Below are 26151 nucleotides of genomic sequence, written 5' to 3' on the forward strand. Positions count from 1 at the left end.
CTTCTCACGCTGCAGCTGCGTGGCGAGATCGTCACCGACCGCACCGAAGAGCGTGCGGGCCCAGACCGTGTCCGCTTCGGCACACGGTGTGGCGCCATCGTAGAGCCAGTCGGGTGACCGGTCGGCCTCGACATCAGCTGCGCAGGCACCGCAGGCCGGGGCCCACGCCGCCGCGCAGCGCACTCATCTCACCGCGGGTCGTCAGCCGGCTGCTCATGCCGATCGGCCCGGGGCGCAGCTCCACGCGCCGACCGAGCGGCCGCTCGGGGTGAGATAGGCGAACACGAGCGGGCCGGTGAGCCCGAGGTCGTCGATGAGCCGGGCGAACAGCCGGTCGTAGAACGTCAGGTTCGTCTCCGGTGGGCGCTCGATCTCCGGTCCAGACAGGTGCGGTGCCCAGCGCTCGAACGAGAATGGGCGCCCACGCATCATAGGCGCGCTGCAGACCGTCAGCCGGTGGTGCGTGCACGGCGGTCATCCGGAGCGCCTGCGCCAGCTGCGGCCTCACCTGCGGGCCCGAGCGCATATTCCGAACGCAGGACAGACTCCGCTCAACGCCGCAGGCCCCGCCTGTCCTCAACGGTGTGGGGCAGGCGGGGCCTGTGGGGTGTGGCTGCAGACCTCAGGCCGGCTGGCGGCCGGGTCGTGCCTCCGATGTCACGCGCGCAGCGCGGAGACGTCCATCGGAAGGGCCGGACCGTTCGTCGTCGTCATGGTCGCCTTCGAGATGTAGCGGCCCTTCGACGAAGACGGCTTGAGACGCATGACCTCGTCCATCGCAGCGTTGAAGTTGTCCTCGAGTGCACTCTGGTCAAAGGACACCTTGCCGATGATGAAGTGCAGATTCGAGTGCTTGTCGATGCGGAACTCGATCTTTCCGCCCTTGATGTCCGAGACGGCCTTCGCCACGTCCATGGTGACGGTGCCGGTCTTCGGGTTCGGCATGAGGCCGCGGGGGCCGAGCACCTTGCCGAGTCGTCCGACCTTGCCCATCATGTCCGGGGTGGCGACGGCTGCGTCGAAGTCGGTGAAGCCGCCAGCGACCTTCTCGAGCAGGTCATCGGAGCCGACGTAGTCAGCACCTGCTTCGCGGGCTGCTTCGGCACGGTCGCCGGCTGCGAACACCAGGACCTTAGCGGTCTTGCCGGTACCGTGCGGGAGGTTGACGGTGCCGCGCACCATCTGGTCAGCTTTGCGCGGGTCTACGCCGAGGCGCAGAGCGACCTCCACGGTGGCGTCGAACTTCGCGACAGAGGTGTCCTTGGCCAGGGAGACTGCCTGAGCCGGTTCGTAGTATGTGTCAGCCGCGATCTTCTCCGCGGCGGCCCGATAGGCCTTTGAGCGCTTTGCCATCTGCTTCTCTCCTTGCAGTTGTGGTGTCGGGGAGCGCGCTGCTCCTACCACGTGACGTCGGTGCCGCTGCCGGCCGGTTCCACCGAGCCGGGGCACCGTTCATCACATTTCGACGTCGGTGGTGATTCCCATCGAACGGGCGGTGCCGGCGACGATCTTCGACGCTGCGTCGATGTCGTTGGCGTTGAGGTCCGGCATCTTCGTTTCGGCGATCTCGCGCACCTGGTCCTTGGTCAGGTGTCCAACCTTGTCAGTGTGCGGGGTGGCCGAGCCCGACTTCAGACCGGCGGCCTTCTTGATGAGCTCCGCAGCCGGCGGAGTCTTCGTGATGAAGGTGAACGAGCGGTCTTCGTAGACGGTGATTTCAACCGGGACGACGTTGCCACGCATGGATTCCGTTGCGGCGTTGTATGCCTTGCAGAACTCCATGATGTTGACGCCGTGCTGACCAAGCGCGGGGCCGATCGGCGGTGCGGGATTGGCCGCACCAGCCTGGATCTGAAGCTTGATCAGGCCGGCTACCTTTTTCTTGGGAGGCATTCTTCGGTCCTTAATACTTCGATGAAGCCCTCGACGGCTGCCGAGGGTCGTTCCCTTCAGCGGGATGCGTCAGGGGTGCTGCGCCGCGCTCCGATGAATGTCGCAGGCGCAAACCACACCATTATTCCATGAACAGCCCGTGGTTGTTAAATCCAGCCCCAGGCTCTCCAGGCGCCGCCGCGCCCGAGGCGGTCCTCACCTCGGGCACGGCTGTGTGCCGGGATGTGCCGGCGAACGCTGTGGTGCGGCTCAGATCTTGGCGACCTGGTCGAAGCCGAGCTCGACGGGAACGTCGCGCTCGAAGATCGACAGCAGGACGGTGAGCTTCTGCGATTCGGGGCGGATCTCCTGGATCGTGGCCGGGTGGCCTTCGAAGGAGCCCTCCTTGACCATGACGGATTCGCCGACTTCGAATTCGACCTCGTAGGCTGCTCCGCCCCCAGCGGCTGCCTTCGCCTGCTCGCCGGCTTCGGCAGCGGCCTTGGCCTGCTCCTCTTCGAAGACCGGGGCGAGCATCGAGAAGACCTCGTCGATGGTGAGCGGGACGGGGTCGTAGGCGTTGCCGACGAAGCCGGTGACGCCCGGAGTGTGGCGCACGACGCCCCACGACTCGTCAGTCAGCTCCATGCGCACGAGCACGTAGCCGGGGATGCGCACGCGGCGGACCTGCTTGCGCTGGGCGTTCTTGACCTCGATGACGTCTTCCATCGGCACCTGGATCTCGAAGATGTAGTCTTCCATGTCCAGCGAGATGATGCGATTCTCGAGGTTGGCCTTCACCCGGTTCTCGTAGCCGGCGTAGGAGTGGATGACATACCAGTCGCCGTCCTTCATGCGCAGCTCGGACTTGAACTCCTCCGCCGGATCGTGCTCGTCGCCGGTGTCCTCGGCGGCCGGCGCCTGTTCGGTCGTATCGTCGGCGGCCGGCTGGCTGGCGGTCTCCTCAGTGACAGCCTCGGCAGTCGGCTCTGCGGCCGCATCGAGGTTCTCGGTTTCCGGGGTGTTGTCCGACACCTGTTCTCCTTGTGCTTAGGTCGTGGGGCGTGGTCTGACGTGTGCGGGCGCGTCCGCGGCTGTGTCGCCGCTCGGCGGCTGGATCAGCCGACTAACCCCACAGCGGCCAGATCGGCGAGCCGCCGAAGACGAAGCCGGAGAGCTTTCCGAACAGCAGATCCAGGACGGTGACGAGCAGCATCATGAAGATGACGAACCCGAGCACGACGAGCGTGTAGTTGATGAGCTCCTTGCGAGTGGGCGTGACCACCTTCTTGAGCTCGCTGATCACCTCGCGGAAGAACTGCATGATGGTGCCGAAGAAGCCGCGCTTCTCAGAGGTTCCTGCGGGTGTGTCGCTCACGCTTCCTCACTCGGGGGTCGTTGTGCTCCGTCGTTCTCAGCAGGGGTGACAGGACTCGAACCTGCAACCTACGGTTTTGGAGACCGTTGCGCTACCACTTGCGCCACACCCCTTCGGCTGTGCGGGCACAGCCGGGGCATGAAACAGACCCGGAGACCCGGGTCGGCTTCTGCCAAGGTACGAGCATACACGCTCGATGTCTCATCCGTCTAACGACGGGTCACTTCGCTTCGGCCGGCGCCCAAGGGCCCGGCTGTGGGATCGACGTCCACGGGCTGAAGCTGACCTGTGCGTCCATGTCGACGGTGACGACCTGCACGTCGATGGGCTGGCGGGTCTGTGCGTCGTAGCGGATGAAGGAGAACTCGGCGGGCATCTTGAGCGGGCCCGGTGTCAGCGCATTGGCCAGTGCCCCGCCGGTCGTCGAGTTGACGAACCGGGTGGCCGGGCCGAACGCCTCTGGCCCGACCCGCCGGTGCCAGTGGCCGGAGACGGCGAAGCCTGCGCAGCCCTCGCCGAGGGCCGCAGCCGCCTGCCGGGGGTCGTGGATGACGAGGGTGTCGATGTTCTCGGCCGCACACGCCTCGGCGGCGACCCGGTCGGTGAACCCGGCTCCGGTCTCTCCGCGTTCGAGCACGTCACCGGTGGGGAAGACGGTGCGCCGCGGATCCGGCAGCCCGAAGAACGTCAGCCCGGCGGCGGTCACCGGCTGGCCGTCGAGGACCTGCCAGCCGAGTGAGCGGGCATGGGCGGCGGTGTCGGCCGAGTCGTGGTTGCCCTTGACGTAGAGGCGCGGCAGGCCGTGCGGCAGCGCCTGGTGCACGGAGTCGACGCAGATGTTCTCAGCGGTGGTGCCGGTCATCGTGATGTCTCCGCCGTCGAGGTAGAGGTCGGCCCCCGACAGCTGGGCGGCGCGGGCGAGGACCCGCGACATGCCGGTGTTGCAGTGGATGTCGGAGGCCATGAGCACGGTGATGATGCCAGCCGGCTCACCCTGTTGTGCGCCGGCCTGCCCGCCCGCCTGGGCCTGCCCGCCATCGGCCGCCCCGCCGGTAGCCCCGCCGGTGGCCCCCTCCCCAGTGGCCGTCCTCCCGATGGCGGCCTGGGCACCGTCGCCATCGGCTGACTGGTCACCATCCAGCGGCTGGTCCCAGTTGGGCCGGGGCACCAGGTCCGCGCCCGAGGTGGTGCGCGGGCTGGTCGGGCGCTGAAGCCAGGCGACGTCCAGGCTCGTGCGGGCGGTGTCGTAGAAGGTCTCGTTGTCGTTGTAGTAGTCGGTGACGACGCGGGCGACTTCGTCGATGACGCCGGAGAACCTGCCGGTCACCTCGGATCCGGCCAGCGGTGTGCGCTCGAACACCGGATTCGGGGTGATCTGCTTGGGCGCGCTCACCGGCACGGCGATGATGGCGATGAGCACCGCAGCGAGGCTGAGCACGAGCGCGGTCATCGGCCCGTCGGCCGGGTCCCGCTCGCTGGCGGTCTCGGGCTGCAGGCGGGTGCGCCTGTGCAGCAGGTATGCGCCGGCCACCACAGTGACGACACCGGCGGCGATGAGGTCGCGGGTGAGCGCATCGGCGATGATGCCGTTGCGCACGACGGTGACGAGGGCGTCGATGTCGCCGAACAGGCTGGCGTAGGAAGAGGCGTCCTGGGCGAGTTCATCGATCGTTGAGACCGGCACGCCGGCATGGTTCGGGATCTCCTCCACGGCGACGTCGACGCCGAGGCCCAGCGGCAGCCTGTCGCCTGCCGGTATCACGAGCTGGCCGATCGGTCCGAGGTCGATGGTGATCGCCCCGTCGGTCGTGACCGCATAGGTTGCATCGTGGGGGCCGAAGTTCGCCTCGGTCTGCGCGGTCGTCACCGCCCACGGTGCGGCGAGCAGGGCGCCTGCCAGAAACAGTCCGAGGGATGCGGCCAGGAACCGCGCCGCGGCCGCGAGGCGGGCAGATGCCCGGCGTGTGGGGCGCTGAGCTGAGACCATGCGGGCAATTATACGAGCGGCCCACCGCCGGGTGACAGCTCAGCTCATCAGGGCAGATGCCGGCTGCCGGCGGCAGGCGCAGCAGGGCATCGACTAAACTGTCGTCATGGTGACACGGGAGGGTCTGCGCGCACTTCCCAAAGCCCACCTGCACCTGCACTTCACCGGCTCGCTGGCTGATGAGACGCTCGCCGAGCTCGCCGCCGAGGCCGGCATCCGGCTGCCGCGCGGCATCGTCGGTTCGACTCCGGCGAACCTGTCCCCTGACCAGCGCGGCTGGTTCCGCTTCCAGCGCCTCTACGATGCCGCCCGCGCCGTCGTGCGCGGGGAGACGATCATGCGCCGGGTCGTCGCCGAGGCCGCAGCCGCCGACCGGGCCGAGGGCTCGCGCTGGCTGGAGCTGCAGATCGACCCGACCTCCTACGGGCCCTACGTCGGCGGCATCACCCCGGCTCTGGAGATCGTCCTCGATGAGGCCGCCCGCCAATCCGGGCCGGACTTCGGCATCGCGATCATCGTCGCCGCCTCCCGCACCCGCAGCCAGTTCGAGGCCCGGACGCTTGCCCGGCTTGCCGCCCAGTACGCCGGTGATGATGCCGCCACGGTCGTGGGGTTCGGGCTGTCGAACGATGAGCGCCGCGGCGACACGGCGGAGTTCCGACACGCCTTCCGCATCGCCCGCCGGGCGGGCCTGGCATCTCTGCCCCACGGCGGGGAGCTGCTCGGGCCCGCGCACATCCGCGAAGTCATCGCCCACCTGCGTCCCCACCGCCTCGGGCACGGAGTGCGGGCCGCGGAGGATCCGCAGCTGCTGGACCAGATCGTGCAGGCCGGCATCGGCCTGGAGGTGTGCCCGGGCTCGAATGTGTCGCTGGGCGTGTACGCCTCTGCAGCGCAGGTGCCGCTGCGTCAGCTGTTCGACTCCGGTGCGCAGATCGCGCTCGGGGCCGATGACCCGCTGATCTTCGATTCGCGGCTGGTCGATCAGTATGCCGCCGCCGAGGCGGTGCTGACCCGGGCTGAGATCGCCGAGCTTGCCCGGCAGTCCTTTGCCATCTCACTGGCACCTGCGCGGATCCGGCAGGCCGCGATCAGTGACATCGACCGCTGGGAGACCGCAGGCTGAGCCTGCCGCGGCGGGTGCGCCCAGCGGCTCCGGGTGCTCGGCTCCGAAAACTCGGATCCGCAAGCTCAGATCCGGCAGCCGATGAGGTTGGGTTCGGGTTCGAGCCGGATGCCGGTGGATTCCTCGACCCCGTCGCGGATGTGGCGAGCGAGGTCGAGGATGTCGGCGGTACGTGCCTGCCCGCGGTTGGTCAGCGCCAACGTGTGCTTGGTCGACAGGCGGGCGCGCTGTTCGCCGATCCCGAATCCCTTGCGGAACCCGGCCCGGTCGATGAGCCAGGCGGCCGAGGTCTTCTTCCGGTGCTCATCGCGCATGCCGGTCAGCGGGTCGATGACCGGGTATTCCGGCGCCCCGTCGGGCAGCGGGGTGGAGAGCGGGACGATCGGGTTGGTGAAGAAGGATCCGCATGACCACGTGTCGTAGTCGGCAGGGTCGAGGACCATGCCCTTGGAGGCGCGGACGGCGAGGACGGCTTCGCGCACCTCGGCCAGCGGCACCCGGTCTTCGAGGTCGACGCCGAGCGCAGCGGCGAGCTGCCGGTAGCGGATCGGCGCGGACTCGGCCGAGGAGGTGAGCGCGAAGCTGACGTCGAGGACGACGAAGCGCACGGTGCCGATCTCGGCGGTGGTGCGCTTGAGCCGGGAGGTGCGGTAGCCGAATTCGAGCTCGGCGCGCGGCAGCGTGATGACGTCGCCGGAGAGCCGGTCGTAGACGGTGACGGATTCGAGGGTGTCGGCGACCTCGGCTCCGTAGGCGCCGACGTTCTGCACCGGGGTCGCACCGGCTGAGCCGGGAATTCCGGAGAGCGCTTCGAGCCCGGAGAGCCCGCGGGTGACGGTTTCTGCGACGCAGTCGTCCCAGTTCTCACCGGCTGCCACGCGCAGCAGGACCCGGTTGCCGCCGAGCTCGGTGAACTCCATGCCGCTGGTGCGGATGAGGCACACGGGACCGGCGAAGCCGTCATCGCTGATGACGAGGTTGGATCCGCCGGCGATGAAGAGCACATCGGGGTTCAGTCCCTGCCCGATGCCGGCTGCCTCTCCCCCACTGCCGGGGGGCTGGGCTGCCCGGTCAGCAGTCAGCGGGTGGGCGGTGAGGAAGTCGAGCAGCTCCTCGCGGGTGCCGGCGACGGTGAGGTCGGCGGCCGGGCCGCCGACGCGCATCGTCGCGTAGTCCGCCAGCGCTGTCCGGCTCACGCCAACCGCACCTTCGCCTGGGTGCGTCCGAGCACGGTGTCCTCACCGCAGCTGACGGAGATGTCGAGGCGCACGATCCCGGCCTCGTCATCGATCGCGCCGACGACGGCGGCCATGTCGAGGTAGGCCGTCGGGGTGTCCGGGGAGCCGGAGGCGGCATCGGCGACGACGACCGGGGCGGTGAAGCGGGTGCGGCAGTCGACGATCGCACCGGGGTCGGCGGCCCATTCGGTGATGCGGGCGAGCACGGATCCCATCGACAGCATGCCGTGGGCGATGACGTCGTCGAGGCCGACCTCGCGGGCGAAGCGCTCGTTCCAGTGGATCGGGTTGTGGTCTCCCGAGGCGCCGGCGTAGGCGACGAGGTCGGCGCGGGAGAGCGGGATGCGGGCGGAGACGACGGTGCGGCCGACCTCCTGGTCGCGCAGCTTCGGCGCCAGGTCGGCGCCGGAGGGACGGTATTCCTCGCGTTCGATGGGCTCGTTCATGCTTCTTCTCCTCGCACGACGATCGTCGAGGTCACAGTGACCACGGGGGCGTCGTCGCTGTTCGCGTCGGTGAGTTCGGTGCGGGTGGTGATCATCGCATGCCCGCCGGCCTCGCGCAGCCCGTCGACGTGGCAGACGGCGTTGAGCCGGTCACCGGCGACGATCGGGCGGGTGTAGGTGAACTGTTCGGAACCGTGGACGACGCGGGAGAAGTCGATGCCGGCTTCCGGGTTGGATATGTAGAGCGCTTCGGCGCGCTGGGAGGGGATGACGGCGAACGTCGGCGGGGCGACGACGTCGGCGTAACCGAACTCGGCTGCGGCCGCAGCGCTGCGGTGGGCGCGGTTCTGCGCCCCGGTCGCGCGGGCGAACTCGATGATCGCCTCGCGGGAGACCTCATAGGGCTCCGGCAGGGCGTAGCTCGCACCCTGCAGCTCGGTGTTGACAGCCATCGGCAGATGTACCTCCTTGGGCACAGGCGCTGCGCCCGTGCGGGTTCGTCCGGCTCAGGTGGGCAGACTGCCGGCACCTCCCGGCCGCTGACCGGTGACGTGCGGCAGTCCCGTGTCTGCGAGTCTATCGCCCGGGGCCGGGCACCCGCATCATCGCCAGGGCGTAGTCGGCGAGGTTGTCGGCGGCGGCGTCCTTGGGCACCGGCCCCTCGGGGTCGTACCACTGCGAGGTCGAGGTGCACATGTTCGACACCACGCGGCCGGCGAAGCGCCAGTCGGGGTTGGCGAACGCACCGGTCTCGATGCCTTCGCGAGCCAGCGCGTCGACGGTGTGCTGCACGTCGCGACGCAGCCCGGCGATGCGGGAGCGGTCGGGTTCGTCGATGCTGCGCATCTCACTGGCTCCGATGAATCCCTTGCGCCGCTGCTCCAGATGGAACAGCGCCAGCTCGCGCACCACCTGCCGGTAGCGTTCCTCGACCGGCTGGCCTTCCGCCGCCGTGAGCACATCGTCGAGCCGGCTGATGAGCTCGGCCATCGTCTCGTCCATCAGGCTAACGAGCATCTGCTGCTTGGACGTGAAGTAATGGTAGACCCCGGCGACGCTCACCCCGCCGGCCTGCGCGATCTGCCGCATCGAGGTGCCGTGGTAGCCCCAGCGCACGAAACAGTCGATGATCGCCTCGACGATCTTGGGATGCGGGGCATCGGGAGCGCCGCGCACGAGGTGTGGGGCGCCGGCGTGCTCGCGGCCACCGGGTCCGGTGCGCACCGCGCTCGGCTCGAAGTCACCGGAGTACATGAGGTCCTCGAGTTCGAGACCGAGCACCTCAGCCAGCTGTGAGACCCGCTCGACGGTGACGGAGACGCGCTCTCGCTCGATGAGAGACAGGGTGGCAGGGCTGACGCCGATCTGCGAGCTCAGCTCCTCGAGCGTCAGTCCGGCCTGTGTTCGGGCCGCACGGACGCGGCCGCCGATGCCCGATCCACCTTCAACCCCATGAACTTTAACCATACTAAACAGTATACGGCACTCACGCGCCGTGTGCAGGCACGTCCGTCCAGGCGCTTTCGGGTTGGTGCGGTTCGGATGCCGAATGAGCGTTCGGCTCAGCAGGTGAGGTCAGGTTCGGCCTCGGGTTCGGGGCCGAAGCGCAGGCTGCGGCCGGTCACCTCGGTCGGGCGGATGCGGATGTGGCGGGACTTGGCGCTCGCCGGCGGCGGTGCGGATGTAGAGCGCGCCGTCGTAGGCGGCGCAGTTGACGGGGAAGGTCTCGATGTCACCGTTGACGGCGACCGCGAGGCGGCCGAAGCTCTCGGACTCCAGCAGCACCCAGCATTCGTCGAGGCTGAGGGTTTCAATCGGCGGAGGGGCGGTCTTCTCGGGGTTCTGTGTGATCTGCTCCATAGTCCATTGTGCGCCGGGTCACACCCGGAACGGGCACCGGCCCGGCAGGCGGGACCGGCCGGCTCACATACCCGAACCCGTCACGGCCACCAGGGCCGATGACCGGCCGACTGCGGCCGCGACTGCGTCAGTCTGTTCCCATTGCGCGCGCCCGGATGACGTCGGCGACGAGGTCGGAGCCGGCGGCGCCGTAGAGGGTGTTGCCCCACACGCTGTCGCGTTCAGGGTACGGCTTCCCGTTGACCTGCAGCCACTGCATCCGCCTGCCTTCAGCTGCCGCAGAGACACACTGCCGGCACATCGGCACGGAGACGCTGGCGAACTTCTCCATCCGCGGCAGCTTTCGCGCCGTCTTCGCCCGACCGTGCCGGGGGTTGATGACGCAGAGCCCGAGTTCTGTTCTGCCCTGAGACGTACTCTCAGACGTCCCGCGCCGGCCACGCTGTGACCGCGGGCCGGGGTCTTCGGCGCCGACCGCCGACTGAACGGCGTTGAGGTCGTGCTCGGCGATGTCGAAGAGCACCATCGCCCCAGCGAGGTCATCCTCGCGGGCTGAGTCGTCTTCGCTGATGCGCCGCGCGAGGGAGAACGCGTCGAACCCGTGCTGCACCTGCTCGCTCTGCTTCTCGCTGAGCTCACCGGCCTGCAGCTTCTCCAGCCGGGCGGCGATGCGCAGGGAGTCCTCACCCAGCATTGTGCGCAGCTCGTCCTGGGAGGCTCGCCGCGCGGCTTTCACCACTGACGAAGGAAGCCGGTAGCGGCCCGGCCGCGCACCGCGCCGCTTGGCGATGCCGTAGACCCCGAGAAGCAGGACGGTGAGCGCTGCCGCTGCCCAAAGCGCGGACTTCACTGGTTCGGAGTAGACGTAGTATCGCAGGTCATCAACCCGGCTTCGCTTGTGTTCGCCCTCCTGCGGGTTCTTCAAACGCATCAGAATGTCGCGCAGCCACTCGACCGGGCTCATAGAGTGATCCGGGTCCCACAGGTAGCGGTCATCCTGGCTCGTGATGAGCGATCCCCGTTCACCCGTGGCATTCGTGACGACTCGCGTCATGCCCAATTCGGCTTCGAGGAGCACATATGTTCCCTGCTCACCATGCAACTCAGCGGCCAACGACAGGATCTCCGACAGCTTCCGGAAATCGCCATCCGGGGCTGACATGACCGCCACCCACACCGCAGGTGATGGCTCCTCGGCCATCTTGGTCAGGGACGCGACAGTGGAGTCGCCGTATGTCGTGCGCAGCGCCGGTTCAACGTAGATTCTCTCGTGCGTCCAGCTGTCGGCGAGTTTCTGTGCCGTTGCCAACTGCCCGCCGAGTTTCGGCTCTGCCGAGTGCACCGGAGTGCTGAGGGCTGACACCATGAGCAGCAGAACAGCGGCTGTCCCGAGGATGCGCAGCAGAATGGGCCGGTCGATTGCCGGCCGCTGTGTTGCCGTTCTTGTCATGTGCACTTCTTTCATCGCTTCGACTCCCGATAGCGGCGGAGGCGATCGTGGTCGGTGTTCCAGACGAGGAAGGCGGCGATCAGACCGATCGGCACAGCCGGGATCGCAAGCAAAGCGCTCTTGCGCAGACCGATCCGGCGATTCTCGGCGAACTGCGCTGTACCGGGAAGCGGTTGAATCGGCTCGGTATCCGACAGGTGCTGCATGTCGGTATACCCGGTCCGGGTAGACGCGCCCTCCCATGCGGCCTGGGTGAGCGCGTCCAGTTCAGTCATGTAAGCCGTGAGTGCAGGCAGGTCCGAGTCTCGCTCTTCCGGCGCTTCGTCGCGGACTTTCGATAAGTCCGGGTGATAGTTGTGAAGAGCACTGAAGCCCGGGTTGGCTCTCAGCACGATCTCGTAACCGGAGTAGACGACAAGCTGCTCATCGAGCAGGTTGCGGTCTGGCAAGAACGGAGCCGCTGAAGGATTCTCCCAGATCAGCAGCGCGGTGCGATGCGGCATGCTCTGCACCTTCTCGCTCAGTTCGGCGATGTCCTCCGGGGCGATTCCCAGCAGAGCCTCGGGTGCCACTGCCACGGAATCATCAGCCGCGTCTGCTGCGATCTGATCATGCAGCGAGCGGTCTGCCTCATCCGGTGACGGGGCCTGCTCGGAGTAGGCGTTGCTTGCCGAGCGCGCCCGTTCGGATGTGTCACGGTCGTCGATGAGGTATCCGACTCCTGCCCCAGCGATCCCTCCCACGACGGCTGCGATGGCGAAGGCCGTGGCCACTGTGACAGGCAGCTTGTCGAATGTCCGAGCGCCGCGCTTGGCTTTCGGCCTGACACTCTTCCCGTTCTGAGCGAAGGAGCCCGCACTGTCGGCCAATGCCTCGGCAAGCGATCCGAATGCACCGAATCCGCTGCGGGCAAATGCGGTGTCATGGGTGAAGTAAGGCCTGTCGACGTCGATCCCGCGCTCTGAGAGGAAGCTGGGTTCATCTCCCGCATCCAGCTGCTCACGCACATCGCGGCTGACAGGGACGCGAAGGTCATCTCCCAGCCCCGACCAGTATCGGGTGGATTCAGCCCTCCTGTCGGGCCGGAAGAAGCAGCGGGTGGGTTTCGTGACGCTGCGGGCTTCTTCGGCCAGGCGCGCCCAGGCGACCCACACGAGCGGGTTCTCCGAATCAGCAGCCGCGGGCAGCACCTCGGCGGCTTTGCGCAGCCGATCGTGAGCAGCGAGCCTCTCACTGGATGACTTCGGTGAGAGAGCGGTCTGGACGCGGCGCTGGACGAGGAGTTCTCCTTTTACTCCCGCCTTTCGCACAGCCTTGAGTTCGTCGTCGGACTCACGACGTGCCGCCGACCGTTTCCTGCGGAAGGCACCCCACCACGACCATCCGGCCGATAGGGGAAAGGCGATGAGCGATCCCGCCGCGGCACCGAGCGGTATCGCCCAGTGGACGGCGCCCTGGTCGATGCGCACGATGTCCTCGGGCCGTCTGCTGCCGAACCACGGGTCCGGGGATAGTTCGACTTGTTCGGGACTCGAAACGCTGGGGTCGACTGCGCGGCGCAGGCTGTACCGGAACCAGGGACCGGGCACATCGTCGTTGAGTTCGGCAGGACTGATGACGCCGCCGACTTCAGTGATGAGCTGCTGGTCCCGGTACACCGTGGTCTTGAGTTCGCCTGAGACAGCCGACCAGGAGGCGAAGACCACCGAATCGAGGTCGTGCTCACGCGCGACGGTGTTGAAGATCTCTTGCCAGATGCGCTCCAGCTCCGCAGGCTCGATGTCGTTGCCTGCACGATCTTCTGCGACGGTGGCGGGGAGCACCAGAAGGGTGACGTGGTAACCAGCGTCCTCAGCGAGTTTCACCATAGGCGCGGCCAGCTTCTGCTGTCGCTCATCCCAGAACGATTCGAAACCGGGAGCGACGTAGACCTTGTCGCCAGACTCCACAGTCGTTCCGATGACGTCTGCCCACGTCGAAATGTAGTTGTCCTCAGCTGACTGTTGCCGCGCCTCTGATTCGGCTGCGCTCTCCGAGAAAAGGGTCTTCTTCTCGGGGCTCGCTGCAGCAGGAGCCGCCGCCATGGCGAAGCAGCACAGGAGCGCGGCAGCGAGCGCGAGCAGTCTGACGAGGACAGTCCGGTGACCGGGACTCAGAATGGGCATTCCCTCACTGTAGGCATCTCCGGACAGGATGACGGCATCGCCATGTGCCAGATCTGCAACAAGGCGCCTTGTTGTGTGCTGGGCAGTCCTGGCAGCTGACGACATCTGGTCATCCATCTGGAGTGACAAACGTCAAACGCCAGGAGTGTCTCAGCTCGCAGAACTGCGGGTGCTGACTGTTGACACTCCGGGTCTGCTCACAAAAATCACGGATGAAAACTGACCAATTGTTCGCCCAAGATTAAAATCTGGTGCTCGACGTCGCGCACCGTCGTCGGCACCCCTGGCGGGAATGCCATGACCAATGTACCCGATCTCACCGAGCTGCTCGCTAACGCACCGACCAACTGGGGGACGACCCGGTCTGGCCCGGCCGCTCGCCGGCCGAACGCGAGATGGTGATGGACGAATCCATCTGGGACCGCGAGGACGCACCCCAACTCCCCGGTGACCTGCACTTTGCCGATGACAAGATTGAGGCCTTCCTGCAGGGACCCACGCAGTACGACGCCTTAGGCCACGTCTGGTACGACGGCAAGCCGTGGAACGGCTATGACGCCCGGACCACGGTCGGCGGCCTGGACAAGGCCAGCGTCGAGCCGATCGCCCAGCGCGACGTCGCCGGCACCGGCGTGCTGCTCGACATGGCCCGGTACTTCGGCGTCGAGGCGATGGAGGCCAAGCACACCTTCGACCACACCGATCTGCTCGCCTGTGCCGAACGCCAGGGCGTCACGATCGACAAGCGCGACATCCTGCTCATCCGCACGAACCACCTGCAGCTGTTCTTCGAGCAGGGCGAGAGATTCTACGAGGACTTCTGCGAACCCGGCCTGGAGTACAGCCCGGAGCTCGTGCAGTGGTTCGCCGAGATGGAGATCCCCAACCTCGTCACCGTCACCATCGCCAACGAGGTGACGATGGACCCCTCCGCCGGCACCGCCCTCGTCCTGCACAACGCGCTCATGCGCACCCTTGGCATCGCCTTCACCGAGATCTGCGATCTCGAATCGCTCGCCGAGGCGTGTGACCGCGAGGGCCGCTACAAGTTCTGCTACATCGCAGCCCGGCTCAAGATCCACCGCGCCGCCGGCTCGCCCGTCAACCCGATTGCACTGCTATGAACACACCCACGGCCCGAACTGGGCTACCAGCTGGCGGACTCCGGGGCGAAGGCCCTCATCACGCTGCCGGGCCTGTGGTCGCTCGTCGCCCGCGAGGTCGTCACAGCCGGCATCGGCACTGTCGAGCTCGTCATCATCGCGCCCCACGATGAGTGGCGGATGGCAGGCGACCGGCCCAAGCAGTCCCGCGCCGAGGTCCCAGACGAGCTCCTCGGCACGGCCGGCCGGCTCGGATTACGACCCGGCCGAGCTGGCAGGCGACGATGTCGCACTGCTGATCTACGCCTCGGGAACCACCGGCAAGTCCAAAGGTGCGATGAACACCCACGGGAACCTGGCGTTCAATGCCGAGACCTGTGTGCAGATCTCCGCGCTCGAATCCGGTGAGCCGATTCTGGCGGTCGCGCCGCTGTTCCACATCACCGGCATGGTCGGCCACGTCATGCTCGGGCTGCGGCTCGGCACACCGATGGTCATCACCCACCGCTTCCACCCCAGCGTCATGCTCGAGGCGATCCGCCGCACCCGCCCGGCCTTCACTGTCAGTGCGATCACCGCACTCATGGCACTGGCCGACAGCCCCGAGGCGCGCACCGAGGACTTCGCCAGCCTGCACACGATCTGCTCCGGCCGCGCCCCGATCGCCCCGTCGCTCGGTGATCGCCTGGAGGGGATCTATGGCGCGTATGTGCACAACATCTTCGGGATGAGCGAGACGGCCTCCCCGACGCATCTGGTGCCGCGCGGTCAGCGTGCACCGGCCGACCCCACCTCGGGCGCCCTGTCGATCGGCAAACCGGTCTACGACACGAGCGCGCGGATCGTCGATGAGAACCTCGCCGACCTCCCGCCGGGTGAGTGCGGGGAGATCGTCATCACAGGCCCCAGATCACCCCGGGATACTGGAACACACCCGAGACAACGGAGGGCGCCTTCGCCGATGGCTGGCTCAAGACCGGGGACATCGGGTTCGTCGACGACGAGGGCTGGTTCTATCTCGTCGACCGGAAGATGGGCATGATCAACGCCTCCGGTTACAAGGTGTGGCCGCGCGAGGTCGAGGACGTCCTCTACACGCATCCGACCGTCGCCGAGGCGGCGGTCATCGGGGCGGCCGATGAGTACCGGGGAGAGACGGTCAAGGCCTTCGTCACGCTGCAGAGCGGGCAGCAGGTGGAGCCTGCGGAGCTGGCGGCGTTCTGCAAGGCGAATATGGCGGCCTACAAGTATCCGCGCGAGGTCGAGATCCGTGACGAGATGCCGAAGACGGCCACCGGGAAGACCCTGCGCCGCCAGTTGCGCACGCCCTGAGCCCTGGCAGATGCGAAACGGCCACCACACGCGCTGTGTAGTGGCCGTTCTTCTGCCGTAGCGGGGGCGGGACTCGATCCCGCGACCTCACGATTATGAGTCGTGCGCTCTAACCAGCTGAGCTACCCCGCCGCAGTGCCGCTTCCGAGCGGCACGAGAGCCCCGAAAGGGAATCGAACCCTTGACCTTCTCCTTACCATGGAGATGCTCTGCCGACTGAGCTATCGGGGCAACGAGAAAACACTATACACACATTCCGGCCGCGGACAAAATCAGCTTCACTGCGCTCAGTCGGCGTCGTACTTGGCGCTCAGATAGCCCTGCAGGCGACCCGGGTGATCGGTGATGATGCCGTGCACTCCAGCGGCCATGAGGCGCTCCCAGTCGGCAGGCGCGTTCGACGTCCACACGAGGCAGCCGTAACCCTCGGCCATGAACTCCTCGAGCAGCGCCTGCCTGAGGAAGAAGCCGCGCCGCGATGGGTTGTAGAAGGTCACGTCGAGATCTGAGGCCAGCGTCTTGTCCTCCGGCCGTGGGACCATGCGCAGCAGACCGCGGGCGACTACGGGAATGAGGTCGCGCACGGCGGTCAGCGTTGCGGTTGAGAAGCTCTGCAGGATCATCCGGTCGGCCATCCCGGTGGCCATGATGTCGTCGGCCACCTGCGCGATCGCACCTGGCGACCAGTCGTCTTTGAACTCCAGGAGCAGATTGCCGTCGAAGTCTGCCAGGTTGGCGAGAACAGTGCGCAGCTTCGGCACCCGTTGGCCGATGAAGCCCGGACCCAACCATGAGCCGGCATCGGCCAGTGAGATCCGTTCGTCGCTCATCTGCGCTGCGGTTCCCGTCGCCGAGGTGGTGCGGTTCAGGGTCGTATCGTGCAGCACGATCGGGGTTCCGTCAGCACTGATCCCGATGTCGATTTCGATCCAGTCGGACCCGAGCACCCGGGCGGCTTCGATGGCGACGAGTGTGTTCTCCGGTGCGACTCCCGAGTAGCCCCGGTGGGCGATGACCCACGGCTTGTGCTCCCCGCCGGGGGCGTGCGGGTACCCGTGATCGGCGAGGAACGCCTCGAGCATCAGTTGACTCCTCGCATGACCTGCCCGAGGCGGATGTAGCCTTCGACCGCGATCGCGCGCCACAGCATGGCCGCGGCTTCCGGATCCGACTTCTCCAGCTTCTCGATCGCGGACTTCGACAGCAGTTCGACAACGGTCGGCTCGGCTACGCGGACGTCGAAGGGCTGATGGTAGGTCTCATTGAGGGCGAGCTCACCGAAGGACATGCCGGCGACGAGCTGCGCGTTGACGTCGCCGCCCTCATCCTCAGGATTGAGCATGTGCACCTCGCCGGAGACGATGAACCGGATGCCGTCGAACTCGTCACCGACCTTGCGGACGATATCGCCGGTGTCGTACTCCTCGCGCTTGAGCAGGCTGACGACCTTCTCACGGATCTTCTCGTCGATGCCTTCGAGCAGCACTGGAGTGGAGATCGCCTCGTCGGGGAAGCAGTCCTCGTCGCCGTACTGGCGGAGAATCTGATCCTCAGCCCATAACAGGGCATCGTTGCGGTCCTCGAAGATCTCGACCTGCATGTCGACGGGCACCAGAAGGTTCGCCAGCCGGTCGAACGGGTCGACGAGACCGAGGGAGGTGTCGACGTCGGCGAGGGCGGCGGCCAGCCGCGAGATCGCCTTGACTGAGACCTCGGCGATGTGATCGGCACGTGAGAGGTCGACGACGACGCAGACGGTGTTCTTGTCGAATGTCGCGACCTCACGGGAGAGCACTTCGATGCCGGAGAACAGCAGGTCGCCCATGACTTCGAGCACGTGGGCGCGCTCGCCGTATTCGGTGAGGACCGCCTCGGCGGCTTCCGGACGACGGGTCGTCGAGGGCACATGGTCGATGGTGTCGTGCGTGCGGATCGTCGACAGGCCGGCCGTGGAGGTGCGCACGAAGTGCAGCTCCAGGTCGCGGGAGAGGATCCGGTGGGCGGCCAGACCGCGCACGCTCGAACCGTGCTGGTCGAGCGGCGGAGCGTAGGTGGCGATGCCGAGCTGGCCGGGCAGAGCGGAGATGATGCCGCCGCCGACGCCGCTCTTGGCCGGCAAGCCGACCGAGGACACCCAGTCACCGGAGTCGTCGTACATGCCGCAGGTGAGCATGACCGACAGCACCCGCTGGGCGACCTGGCGGGAGAACACGCGCTTGCCGGTGACCGGGTTGACGCCGAGGTTGGTCAGCGTCGCGGACATGATCGACAGGTCCTTCGCGCTGGCGAGGATGGCGCACTGGCGACTGTAGTCGTCGAAGGCCGGGAGCGGGTCGCCGTCGATGATGCCCCATGAGGCGAGGAACCATGACAGCGCGCGGTTGTGCATGCCGCCGTCGCGATCCGCCTCATAGGAGACCTCGTCGACTTCGAGGTCCCGGGCAGCGCAGTCGGACATGACGCGCAGGATCTTGTCGAAGACCTCGCCGTCGGAGTCCGGCAGAATCTGCGCGGTTGCCGCAATCGCACCGATGTTGATGAGCGGGTTCTTCGGCCTGCCGGTGTTGGCCTCACTGGAGAGGTCCTTGAACGAGGAGCCGGAGGGCTCGACGTCGATCTTCGCGTCCATGAACCGGAAGCCGCGGTCCTGCAGCGCGATGGCGTAGCAGAACACTTTGGAGATCGACTGCATGCTGAAGGGCACCTCGGCGTCACCGGAGGTGTAGGTGTATCCGTCAGCGGTTGTCATCGCCAGGCCGCACAGATCAGGGTCGGCCTCGGCGAGTGAGGGGTTGTTCTGCGGCTGTTCACCGCCGTGGACATCGAAGAGACGCTCGTGCACGGAGTCGAGGTACTGCTGAATGGGCGATTGCATGGTTCCAGGCTAGCCGACGCCTCCTGCCCTACGCTAACGGTTCGCACGGCAGAGACAGCGAACCCCGTTGATGTCTGGTTCGCGTGACGGAGACGGATGGGCACCGATTCGGCGACGAGTGGGCGGGGAGGCGAGCCCTCCGCATCCGCGAAGGCACTCGCGTCTGCCCCGCAGAAGCGTGCAGCCATGAGGTGTTCATCACTTCTATGAGGTTTATTCAGCTCACATTCATCTCGCATGAGCCCTCTACGCAGGATTTGCACATGCGTCAGTTGAGCGCTCACCAACCACTCACCTGCTGTTAAGCCGCAAAACAACCCACGTGAGGAACGGATCTCTCATGACCGAAACGCCAACGCAGAAGAAGCCCAATCGTCGTGCCGCCAAGGCAGCCGCAGCCGGTGCCCTCGGTGTGGCCCTGCTCGCCGGGCTCGGTACCACCTTCGCCAAGTGGTATGAAGAGGCCTCGATCGGCGACAGCAGCCTGCAGACAGGGCACTTGAATATGACTGTCGAGGACGAAAAATGGGTCGACGACAACAGCGGGCAGACCATCGATGAAGCCCAGTTCAAGATGGTGCCCGGCGACAGGCTGCGCTACACCGCAAACGTCACCCCTGACCTCGAAGGCGACAATCTCGTCGCCACACTGAAAGTCAACACCACAGACACCGTCACCGGCGATCTTGCCAATATCGTCGAGGTCACGACCGTTGTCGGTACCGGCACCGATACCCAGCAGACCGTCAGGCCCGGCGACACTGCCGCGATCCCGGTGTCCGTCGAGCTGACGTTCCCACTGACGGCTGACGGCGAAACTCCGACAGAGGACAAGTCCAACTGGTGGGGCGACCGTGGCGAGGACGGAACGGTCAACCTCTCCGAGATCAAGATCGAACTCGATCAGAACGACAACCCCTGATCTCATGACCGTTGCCTCCGTGCGACGGGTAGCGGCAGCCGCGGTGGCCGCCGGTCTGGGACTGGTCCTCCTGTCCTCGACCGGCGTCACCCTGGCGAATTGGTACGAAGAGACCACCCTGCCGGATACCCAGATCTCCTCCGGCTCGCTCACGCTTGAGGCCGGCTCCACCGCTCCGGTGCAGCTGCACAGCCGCTTTCCCGAAGATCAGCGGACCTTCGCCGGCGGCACCGCATGCACGGCACCGAGCGGGTTCGCGGCGTGCCGTGAACTCACGGCAGCTGAACTCGAAGGGCAGCTGCTGCTGCCCGGCGACCAGCTGCTCATCCAGGAGACTTTCACGGCAGCAGCGAACGGGACGAACCTCACCGCACACGTCACCGTCGATCGAGCAGACGTCACAGCTGCGCTGCCGAACGGCACAACGGTGGACACCGAACTCACCCGCGATGGTGAGAGCCTCGGCGATCCGGCCGAGATCTCCGGATCCGACCCCGCAGAACTGAAGAAGGCCGAGTGGCAGGTGAGTTCGACGATCACCACCCCACAGCAGTGGCCGGTGTCCTTCGAGCCCCGCAGCATCGACCTCGGCGCGCTCACCGTTCAGGTCGAGCAGCAGGCGCCGCAACACCTCGACTGCATTCGACCCCTCACCAGCACAGCAGGCTCACACTGGGAACCGGCAGGGAACACCACCGGTGACAGCCCACTCCAGTGCCGAGCTGTACCCGAGGACACACGAGACACGACACGCATGGTGACGATACGACAGGAGCACGCACCGTGAGACAGCAGTGGATCACCCCGGCAAGCCTCATCGCTGCGCTCCTCATCGTCATCGCCACGGTCATCACCCCGACCGGTTCCACTCTGGCCATGTGGTTCGAAGAGCTCACCACCGATGAGCTCTCTGCACAGACGGACAGCTACACGCTCGACTTCGCCGATGTGCCCAGCACCAGCGAGAGCACCAACCCGGCACAGCCTCCGGTGTGGAATCAGCCGAGCTTCACCGTCACGAATAAGTCCTCGACCCTCGCGCGTGAGATGCGCATCACCCGCGCTCAGCTCACAAGCCGCTACAGCTACGACGGTTCGACCCTTGATCCGGTGCGCAATTCCCGCATCACCTTCGCGCTCGCCCCCGCCGGCCGGACGTGCACGAGCAGCGAACGGAAGCAGGTCTGGACAGCAAAGGAAACCGGACAGGCTCCACCTGCGAACGGGATCTTCACTCCGCCGGCCGGTGGCGCAACATTCATGCTCGCAGCCGGCGAGACCCGCCACATGTGCGTCGACATCACCCTTGACACTGCTTCGTCCACGGTGGACCAGCGCCGTTCCCTGTTGCGCCGCTTCGCCGGTGCCGGCATCAAAGCTGTCACCGACATCGGCCCGGCTCAGACACTGTCGACCGATGGCCGCGAATCTGGGTCGGTCACGAGCCTCTACCGCGTCAGCTTGCCGCAGCCAGCGCCGTCGCCCTCCATCACGTCAAACGGAGTTCCCGGATGTCAGCCCGGACGCATGTCCAGTTACCGCGGCTACATGCGGCTGCAGTGGGGGTGGCCAGATGCCAGCGGCTCCAGCGCCGTCGACACGTCTGTCATCGACCGGTGGGAAGTCTGGAGCAAGCCGACCGGCGGGTCCTGGTCCAAGATCACCAACGGCTACCACGTGCGTCCCAGTGATGGACCCTACGCTCCGGAGCATCCCGGTGGCAACATCCCTGCATCAGAGCGTCATGTGTACGTCGAACGCGAAATCATCCGCCGCCCAGCTTTGGACGGCAATCGGGTGCACCGTGATTTCGCCATCGTCGGCGTTCTGAAGAACTCCGCGCAGACACGATTCATTGCGGCGCAGGGGTGGGACCTGTCGTGGAACGGCATGTCGCTTATGAACCAGTACCTCTGCAACAGCACCGTCACCACGCCTGGAAACCTCACCGGCGCCCCGAACGTCCCGGGGAGGCAGTGGTGATGCGCACGCTTCTCACGTGGCTCCTGTGGAGCGCTGCCGGTGCTCTGGCGCTGCTGCTGCTCGCGATGGTCGTCGTCCCCCGCCTCATGGGGTGGGTGCCGCTGACAGTGCTGACTGGCTCGATGGAGCCTGCGATCCCGCCGGGTTCGCAGGTCTACGTCAAACCCGTCGAGGGTGCGGCCGAGGTCTCCGTCGGCGATGTCATCACGTTCATGCCCAACCCCGATGACGAGACGCTCATCACGCACCGGGTCGTCGGCTTCAGTGTCAACGGGGCCGGTGAGAAGTCCTTCACCACCCAGGGCGATGCCAACAACGCACCCGACCCTGAGGCGGTGCTTCCCAAGCAGGTCCGCGGCGTCGTCGTCTACCACCTCCCCTACGTCGGACACATCGCACTCGGCATCGACGGGCCGACGAAGATCGCCGCGATCACCGTCATCGGCCTGGCGCTCATCGGCTACGCGATCTGGCAGCTGCTGCTCGCTGGCCGCGACCGCGTGCGGCGCCGCCCGGATTCCGAGGATGAGACCGCACCCGGTGAGCGCTCCCCCAGCGCCGAGGAGGTGCGCACCGATGCCTGAGACCCCCGCCTTACAGCACGCCCCCGCGCGCCCGGTCGCACGCGTCCTGCTGGCCGCCCTCGCAGCCCTCGCTCTTGCTCTGGACGTGTTGCCTGCCACAGCGACCACCGCCTCGGCATCAGCTCCTATCGAGGTCTCCGTCGACGGTGAGAACTGGGCTCCGCAGCTGCCCCGGCAGCTGTTCGACAGCGTCGACCGCCTCTCCCCCGGTGACCGTGTCGACGACACGGTATGGCTGCGGAATGCCACCGATGCGCCGATCGCCGTTCGCGTGCAGATGCGCTGGATCGGGCCGGCGGACACAGCAGCGATCGACGATGCGATTGCCGTGGGCATGAACGGGAGCTCTGCGACCGTCCGCCAGCTGCGCGCCGAGCCTCTGACCGCCGACCTCGGTAAGCTCGCCCCACAGGCCACTGCCCGTCTCGACGCCGAGGCCGTGCTGCCGTTCTCGGCGCCGAATGCGACGCAGTCGCGGTACCTCGGTCTCGATCTCGTCCTTCAGCTCAGCGGCGAAGACGATTCCGGCCCGAGCGATGCCCTCAGGCCGGTTCCGTCCGCCTCTTCCGCACAGCACGGGTCTGAAAACGACTCCGAGGGCAGTGAGCGCAGCCTGCCGCGCGACGATGAGGCCGACCGCTGGGCACCGCTGCCGCGCACCGGAGTGGAGACACTGCTGCTCCTGGCGGCAGGGCTGGTGGCGATCGGCGTCGGCATCACCGCGCTGCTCGTGGCCCGCCATCGGCGCCGCAATGCGGAAGCAGGCTCCCCCTAGCGCTGAGACGCAGCTGCTCAGACTCCTTAACCCCAGTCACTTTCCATCATGGAAAGTGACTGATACTCTGACGTCAGCTGCAGAAGACGACAGATGATGAGACGAGGGAGTCACGATGACGAACAGCACCTCAGCACACGCCCACCAGCACCCCGACCCAGCCGAAGCCCGCACATCACTCGCCGCAGCAGAACAGGCGCACACCACCTCCGCGCGTGCCAACACGCTGCCCTTGGCCGCCGGTCTTCTGGCCTCCGGGGCTGCGATGACCGCCGGATCACTCGTCGTCGCCGCTGACGCCGAGGCGGGAGGCTCACCGCTGTTCATCCTGCGGATCCTGCTCTCCCTCGCGCTGCTCATCCCCGGTGCGGTCATCTACTCCGCCGCCCGCTCGTGGACGCGCCGGGACACTATCCTGCTCGTCACCGTGCTCGTGCTGCAGGTGGGCGCCTACATCGGCGCGGCGATGGCAGCGAACCTGCTCGCCGCCCCGCTGTACGCTGACCTCGCGGCCGGCTTCATCATCCTCGTCACGACCGTGGCGATGGCCGTGCTGCGCCGCCGTGCTTGAACCGCCGTACATGAACCGGCAGACAGGAGACGATCATGGGCACCCCTCAGAATGCGATTGCGCAGCTGTCCCCGCAGCTGACGAACCCGACGCGGCTGGCCCTCGTCGCCGGACTCCACGGCTGTGTGCGGGCGGATTTCCGCACGATCCGCGAGCAGCTCGGCGTCAGCGATTCGACGCTGTCGAAGCACATCTCCACCCTCGAAGACAACGAGATCGTTGCAGTCCGCAAGGGCTTCATCGGCAAGCGGACGCGCACGTGGCTGAGCCTCACCTCCGCCGGCCGGAAGGTCTATGACGCGCATATGGCCGGGCTGCGCCAGATCGCGGACCTGGCGTTCAGCGAGGCCGAAGCGGAGAACGAACCGAGCACCAGGTGAACAGCGGCCGGCACCACCGCACGAACCCGGCCGCAGCGGACCCGGAGACGGCAACCGGCGACGGCAAAGGCCCGAGGCGAGAACGCCTCGGGCCTTGGCTGTGGCAGGTATAGGATTCGAACCTATGAAGGCAATGCCGGCTGATTTACAGTCAGCTCCCTTTGGCCGCTCGGGCAACCTGCCAGGTGTCTGCTTGAGGCGCATGCGCGGTCAAGCACCTATGGAAGGATACTAGCTCCGCGGCAGAAACGCCAATCGCCTCAGCGCCTAGAATGGTGTGCGAAACGTCACCGTCCGCAGGAGGATCCATGGCCAGCGAATCGTCATTCGACATCGTCTCTGAAGTCGACCGGCAGGAAGCCGACAACGCCCTGAACCAGGCAGCGAAGGAGATCCGCTCCCGCTACGACTTCAAGGGCACCGACGCCTCGATCGAATGGTCCGGCGAGTCGATCATGATGAAGGCGGTCAGTGAGGACCGCGTCAAGGCCGTGCTCGATGTCTTCCAGTCCAAGCTCGTGCGCCGCGGCATCTCGCTCAAGTCCCTCGAGACCGGCGACCCGTACGCCTCGGGCAAGGAGTACCGACTGGAGGGTCACCTCAAGGAGGGCATCGACAAGGAGAACGCGAAGAAGATCGCGAAGATCATCCGCGATGAGGGCCCCAAGGGCGTCAAAGCCCAGATCCAGGGCGAGGAGCTGCGGGTGAGCTCGAAGAAGCGCGATGACCTGCAGGCGGTCATCGCCCTGCTCAAGGGCAAGGACCTCGACGTCGACCTGCAGTTCACCAACTACCGCTGACCGGGACGCTGACTGACCGGTCGCAGCCGGTCGGCCAGCAGGCTGGCGCGCAGCATCCCGCCGAGGCGGTGCGAGCCTGAACCGGAACGCCGGCCGCTGGCCGCAGCCAGCTCGTCTGCCCGCGGGCGCCGGCCGGCAGCGTGGGCGGTGACGACGGCGAGGAACAGCCCAGCATGCGTGTCGAGAGCGCTGTGCCCGTGGTCGGCAACCGGAATGAGCGCGCCGTCGGGTGCGTCAGCTGCGATGCGTGCGGCGATGCTGCGCGGAGTGCGCAGGTCACGATTCCCGGAGATCACGGTCACCGGGGCCTGCAGCGGCTTGAGCGCTGCCGACAGATCATAGGACTCTCCGGCGAACGGGGTGAAGCGGCCACTGGCGTCTCCGAAGTCCGCGGAGGAGTCGAAGAGGCTGCCGCGGCCCGGCAGTGCATAGCCGAGTTCGCGCACCGCGATCTCACCGACGAGGTCGAATTCCATGATATGCGGTCTGCGCGATTCGAGCTCGCCGGTGATGAGCGTGGTCAGCATCGCCTGCGTCCACCCGGCGCGGCCCAGGGCGATCTGGTTGAGCAGCCGGTCGAGTGTGCTGACTCCGGCGAACTCGAAGACCGAGCGCACCATGCGGCCGAGGTCCTGCTGGCTGATGAGCTGGGAGCCGGTGAGGTCGCGGATCTTCATCGCCACCCACTCGGTCCCGGGCAGGTCAGCGGCCGGGTCGACCGGCCCGGCGATGCCGGGCACCGGGCCGATCTCGCTCAGCTCTGCTGGCGGGCGCCCCTCGAAGAGCAGCTGGCGGCTGTAGTCCTCGATGCGCTGCGGGAAGCCCGCGTCGATCATCGCCGAGTCGAGGACGAGAGCGGCGGTGCGTTCGGGATGGTCGGCCGCGAAGGCCTGGACCGCATAGGTGCCGTACGAGGATCCGGCGAGCACCGCCTCGGGAACGGATTCCGCATCCAGGACAGCGGCGATGTCATCGGCCACCGCAGCCACGCGCATCGCCTCAAGCGGCAGATCCGCACCGTCTGTGTCAAAGCGGGACAGGCCGATGCCGCGGTGCTCGATCATGATGACCTCGAGACCGGCGCGGGCGGCACGGGCCCGCAGCCCGGTGAACAGCAGGAGGGAGCCGAGACCCGGCCCGCCGGGAACGATGACGATCGGCAGGCCTGCTGGGCGGGTGCCGGTTGCCGGCTGGCGGACGTAGTGGAGGTCGAACTCCGGGCCCGAGGCGGTGGCCGGCCGGCGCACACGGCGCAGGCCGCGCACGGAGCGGACGATGCGCTCGGCCCGCCCGGCTGCACCCAC

Annotated in this window: 28 protein-coding genes and 4 tRNA genes; 12 read left to right on the plus strand and 20 right to left on the minus strand. The window is 66.8% G+C overall.

Annotated features, from left to right (window positions below):
* Nucleotides 1–213: 213 nt before the first annotated feature.
* From M3B11_RS00860 to M3B11_RS00890, 7 genes are all read right to left on the minus strand, one after another.
* On the minus strand, nucleotides 214–429 hold the full coding sequence (locus tag M3B11_RS00860; RefSeq protein WP_259874651.1) for a hypothetical protein: 216 nt from the start codon (nucleotides 427–429) through the stop codon (nucleotides 214–216).
* Between the two features lie 228 nt (nucleotides 430–657).
* The gene (gene rplA / locus M3B11_RS00865; RefSeq protein ID WP_259874653.1) at nucleotides 658–1353 is read right to left on the minus strand and encodes a 50S ribosomal protein L1; all 696 of its coding nucleotides are present in this window, start codon (nucleotides 1351–1353) and stop codon (nucleotides 658–660) included.
* A 102-nt stretch (nucleotides 1354–1455) separates the two neighbouring features.
* Nucleotides 1456–1893, minus strand: a complete 438-nt coding sequence (gene rplK / locus M3B11_RS00870) for a 50S ribosomal protein L11 (RefSeq protein ID WP_102161444.1) — start codon at nucleotides 1891–1893, stop codon at nucleotides 1456–1458.
* A gap of 249 nt (nucleotides 1894–2142) precedes the next feature.
* Nucleotides 2143–2907 (minus strand): transcription termination/antitermination protein NusG, encoded by a 765-nt coding sequence (gene nusG / locus M3B11_RS00875; protein WP_259874655.1) that lies wholly within the window; start codon nucleotides 2905–2907, stop codon nucleotides 2143–2145.
* Nucleotides 2908–2998: 91 nt separating this feature from the next.
* Nucleotides 2999–3250: a preprotein translocase subunit SecE gene (gene secE / locus M3B11_RS00880; RefSeq protein ID WP_175293053.1), complete on the minus strand. Its 252-nt coding sequence runs from the start codon at nucleotides 3248–3250 to the stop codon at nucleotides 2999–3001.
* Nucleotides 3251–3290: 40 nt separating this feature from the next.
* A tRNA-Trp gene (locus M3B11_RS00885) sits at nucleotides 3291–3363 on the minus strand.
* A 107-nt stretch (nucleotides 3364–3470) separates the two neighbouring features.
* A complete protein-coding gene (locus M3B11_RS00890) occupies nucleotides 3471–5237 on the minus strand; it encodes a metallophosphoesterase family protein (RefSeq protein WP_259874657.1) in 1767 nt (588 codons plus the stop codon).
* A gap of 106 nt (nucleotides 5238–5343) precedes the next feature.
* Between M3B11_RS00890 and M3B11_RS00895 the strand changes: the two genes are divergently transcribed.
* The gene (locus M3B11_RS00895) at nucleotides 5344–6363 is read left to right on the plus strand and encodes an adenosine deaminase (RefSeq protein ID WP_259874659.1); all 1020 of its coding nucleotides are present in this window, start codon (nucleotides 5344–5346) and stop codon (nucleotides 6361–6363) included.
* A 65-nt stretch (nucleotides 6364–6428) separates the two neighbouring features.
* Here M3B11_RS00895 and M3B11_RS00900 read toward each other — a convergent pair whose 3' ends face one another.
* From M3B11_RS00900 to M3B11_RS00930, 7 genes are all read right to left on the minus strand, one after another.
* The gene (locus M3B11_RS00900; protein ID WP_259874661.1) at nucleotides 6429–7559 is read right to left on the minus strand and encodes a UDP-N-acetylmuramate dehydrogenase; all 1131 of its coding nucleotides are present in this window, start codon (nucleotides 7557–7559) and stop codon (nucleotides 6429–6431) included.
* Complete coding sequence (locus tag M3B11_RS00905; protein ID WP_259874662.1) at nucleotides 7556–8047, minus strand: MaoC/PaaZ C-terminal domain-containing protein; 492 nt, start codon at nucleotides 8045–8047, stop codon at nucleotides 7556–7558. The genes M3B11_RS00900 and M3B11_RS00905 overlap by 4 nt, the downstream gene beginning before the upstream one ends.
* Nucleotides 8044–8499: a MaoC family dehydratase N-terminal domain-containing protein gene (locus tag M3B11_RS00910; protein WP_259874664.1), complete on the minus strand. Its 456-nt coding sequence runs from the start codon at nucleotides 8497–8499 to the stop codon at nucleotides 8044–8046. The genes M3B11_RS00905 and M3B11_RS00910 overlap by 4 nt, the downstream gene beginning before the upstream one ends.
* Nucleotides 8500–8623: 124 nt before the next feature.
* Nucleotides 8624–9514, minus strand: a complete 891-nt coding sequence (locus M3B11_RS00915) for a helix-turn-helix domain-containing protein (RefSeq protein WP_259874666.1) — start codon at nucleotides 9512–9514, stop codon at nucleotides 8624–8626.
* 108 nt (nucleotides 9515–9622) lie between these two features.
* Nucleotides 9623–9907 carry a pyridoxamine 5'-phosphate oxidase family protein gene (locus M3B11_RS00920; protein ID WP_259874668.1) on the minus strand — a complete coding sequence of 95 codons (285 nt, stop codon included), beginning with the start codon at nucleotides 9905–9907 and terminating at the stop codon, nucleotides 9623–9625.
* 127 nt (nucleotides 9908–10034) lie between these two features.
* Nucleotides 10035–11357: a hypothetical protein gene (locus M3B11_RS00925; protein WP_259874670.1), complete on the minus strand. Its 1323-nt coding sequence runs from the start codon at nucleotides 11355–11357 to the stop codon at nucleotides 10035–10037.
* Between the two features lie 11 nt (nucleotides 11358–11368).
* A complete protein-coding gene (locus M3B11_RS00930) occupies nucleotides 11369–13522 on the minus strand; it encodes a hypothetical protein (protein WP_259874672.1) in 2154 nt (717 codons plus the stop codon).
* A gap of 401 nt (nucleotides 13523–13923) precedes the next feature.
* Here M3B11_RS00930 and M3B11_RS00935 point away from each other — a divergent pair, with 401 nt between their 5' ends.
* The 3 genes from M3B11_RS00935 (at nucleotide 13924) to M3B11_RS00945 (ending at nucleotide 15957) form a co-directional block, all read left to right on the plus strand.
* Nucleotides 13924–14646 (plus strand): cyclase family protein, encoded by a 723-nt coding sequence (locus M3B11_RS00935; protein WP_259874674.1) that lies wholly within the window; start codon nucleotides 13924–13926, stop codon nucleotides 14644–14646.
* A 148-nt stretch (nucleotides 14647–14794) separates the two neighbouring features.
* Nucleotides 14795–15667: a class I adenylate-forming enzyme family protein gene (locus tag M3B11_RS00940; protein ID WP_259874676.1), complete on the plus strand. Its 873-nt coding sequence runs from the start codon at nucleotides 14795–14797 to the stop codon at nucleotides 15665–15667.
* Nucleotides 15664–15957, plus strand: a complete 294-nt coding sequence (locus M3B11_RS00945; protein WP_259874678.1) for an AMP-binding enzyme — start codon at nucleotides 15664–15666, stop codon at nucleotides 15955–15957. Before M3B11_RS00940 ends, M3B11_RS00945 begins: the two co-directional genes overlap by 4 nt.
* 58 nt (nucleotides 15958–16015) lie before the next feature.
* Here M3B11_RS00945 and M3B11_RS00950 read toward each other — a convergent pair.
* The 4 genes from M3B11_RS00950 to glsA form a co-directional block, all read right to left on the minus strand.
* Nucleotides 16016–16089, minus strand: a tRNA-Met gene (locus M3B11_RS00950).
* Nucleotides 16090–16115: 26 nt separating this feature from the next.
* Nucleotides 16116–16188, minus strand: a tRNA-Thr gene (locus M3B11_RS00955).
* Between the two features lie 56 nt (nucleotides 16189–16244).
* A complete protein-coding gene (locus tag M3B11_RS00960) occupies nucleotides 16245–17039 on the minus strand; it encodes a glycerophosphodiester phosphodiesterase family protein (RefSeq protein ID WP_259874680.1) in 795 nt (264 codons plus the stop codon).
* A complete protein-coding gene (gene glsA / locus M3B11_RS00965) occupies nucleotides 17039–18832 on the minus strand; it encodes a glutaminase A (RefSeq protein ID WP_259874682.1) in 1794 nt (597 codons plus the stop codon). Before glsA ends, M3B11_RS00960 begins: the two co-directional genes overlap by 1 nt.
* Before the next feature lie 340 nt (nucleotides 18833–19172).
* On the opposite strand from glsA, the gene M3B11_RS00970 reads away from it, so the two are divergent.
* The 7 genes from M3B11_RS00970 to M3B11_RS01000 all read left to right on the plus strand — a co-directional run bounded on the left by M3B11_RS00970 (nucleotide 19173) and on the right by M3B11_RS01000 (nucleotide 24047).
* Nucleotides 19173–19754: an alternate-type signal peptide domain-containing protein gene (locus M3B11_RS00970; protein WP_259836474.1), complete on the plus strand. Its 582-nt coding sequence runs from the start codon at nucleotides 19173–19175 to the stop codon at nucleotides 19752–19754.
* Between the two features lie 4 nt (nucleotides 19755–19758).
* Nucleotides 19759–20541: a hypothetical protein gene (locus M3B11_RS00975; RefSeq protein ID WP_259874684.1), complete on the plus strand. Its 783-nt coding sequence runs from the start codon at nucleotides 19759–19761 to the stop codon at nucleotides 20539–20541.
* Nucleotides 20538–21737 (plus strand): hypothetical protein, encoded by a 1200-nt coding sequence (locus tag M3B11_RS00980; protein ID WP_259874685.1) that lies wholly within the window; start codon nucleotides 20538–20540, stop codon nucleotides 21735–21737. The genes M3B11_RS00975 and M3B11_RS00980 overlap by 4 nt, the downstream gene beginning before the upstream one ends.
* Complete coding sequence (locus M3B11_RS00985) at nucleotides 21737–22321, plus strand: signal peptidase I (RefSeq protein WP_259874686.1); 585 nt, start codon at nucleotides 21737–21739, stop codon at nucleotides 22319–22321. Before M3B11_RS00980 ends, M3B11_RS00985 begins: the two co-directional genes overlap by 1 nt.
* Entirely contained in the window at nucleotides 22314–23096 is a 783-nt protein-coding gene (locus tag M3B11_RS00990) for an LPXTG cell wall anchor domain-containing protein (protein ID WP_259874687.1), read from the plus strand. The genes M3B11_RS00985 and M3B11_RS00990 overlap by 8 nt, the downstream gene beginning before the upstream one ends.
* 115 nt (nucleotides 23097–23211) lie before the next feature.
* The gene (locus tag M3B11_RS00995) at nucleotides 23212–23667 is read left to right on the plus strand and encodes a hypothetical protein (protein WP_259874688.1); all 456 of its coding nucleotides are present in this window, start codon (nucleotides 23212–23214) and stop codon (nucleotides 23665–23667) included.
* Nucleotides 23668–23702: 35 nt separating this feature from the next.
* Nucleotides 23703–24047 (plus strand): transcriptional regulator, encoded by a 345-nt coding sequence (locus M3B11_RS01000; protein WP_259874689.1) that lies wholly within the window; start codon nucleotides 23703–23705, stop codon nucleotides 24045–24047.
* A 101-nt stretch (nucleotides 24048–24148) separates the two neighbouring features.
* Here M3B11_RS01000 and M3B11_RS01005 read toward each other — a convergent pair.
* Nucleotides 24149–24230 (minus strand) — tRNA-Tyr (locus tag M3B11_RS01005).
* 125 nt (nucleotides 24231–24355) lie between these two features.
* Between M3B11_RS01005 and M3B11_RS01010 the strand changes: the two genes are divergently transcribed.
* Nucleotides 24356–24847, plus strand: a complete 492-nt coding sequence (locus tag M3B11_RS01010) for a YajQ family cyclic di-GMP-binding protein (protein WP_102161404.1) — start codon at nucleotides 24356–24358, stop codon at nucleotides 24845–24847.
* Here the strand turns inward: M3B11_RS01010 and M3B11_RS01015 are convergent.
* Entirely contained in the window at nucleotides 24838–26151 is a 1314-nt protein-coding gene (locus M3B11_RS01015; RefSeq protein WP_259874691.1) for an alpha/beta fold hydrolase, read from the minus strand. The two genes, M3B11_RS01010 and M3B11_RS01015, sit on opposite strands and share 10 nt — an antisense overlap.

Source organism: Brevibacterium sp. p3-SID960 (genome assembly GCF_025144725.1).
Lineage (GTDB): Bacteria > Actinomycetota > Actinomycetes > Actinomycetales > Brevibacteriaceae > Brevibacterium.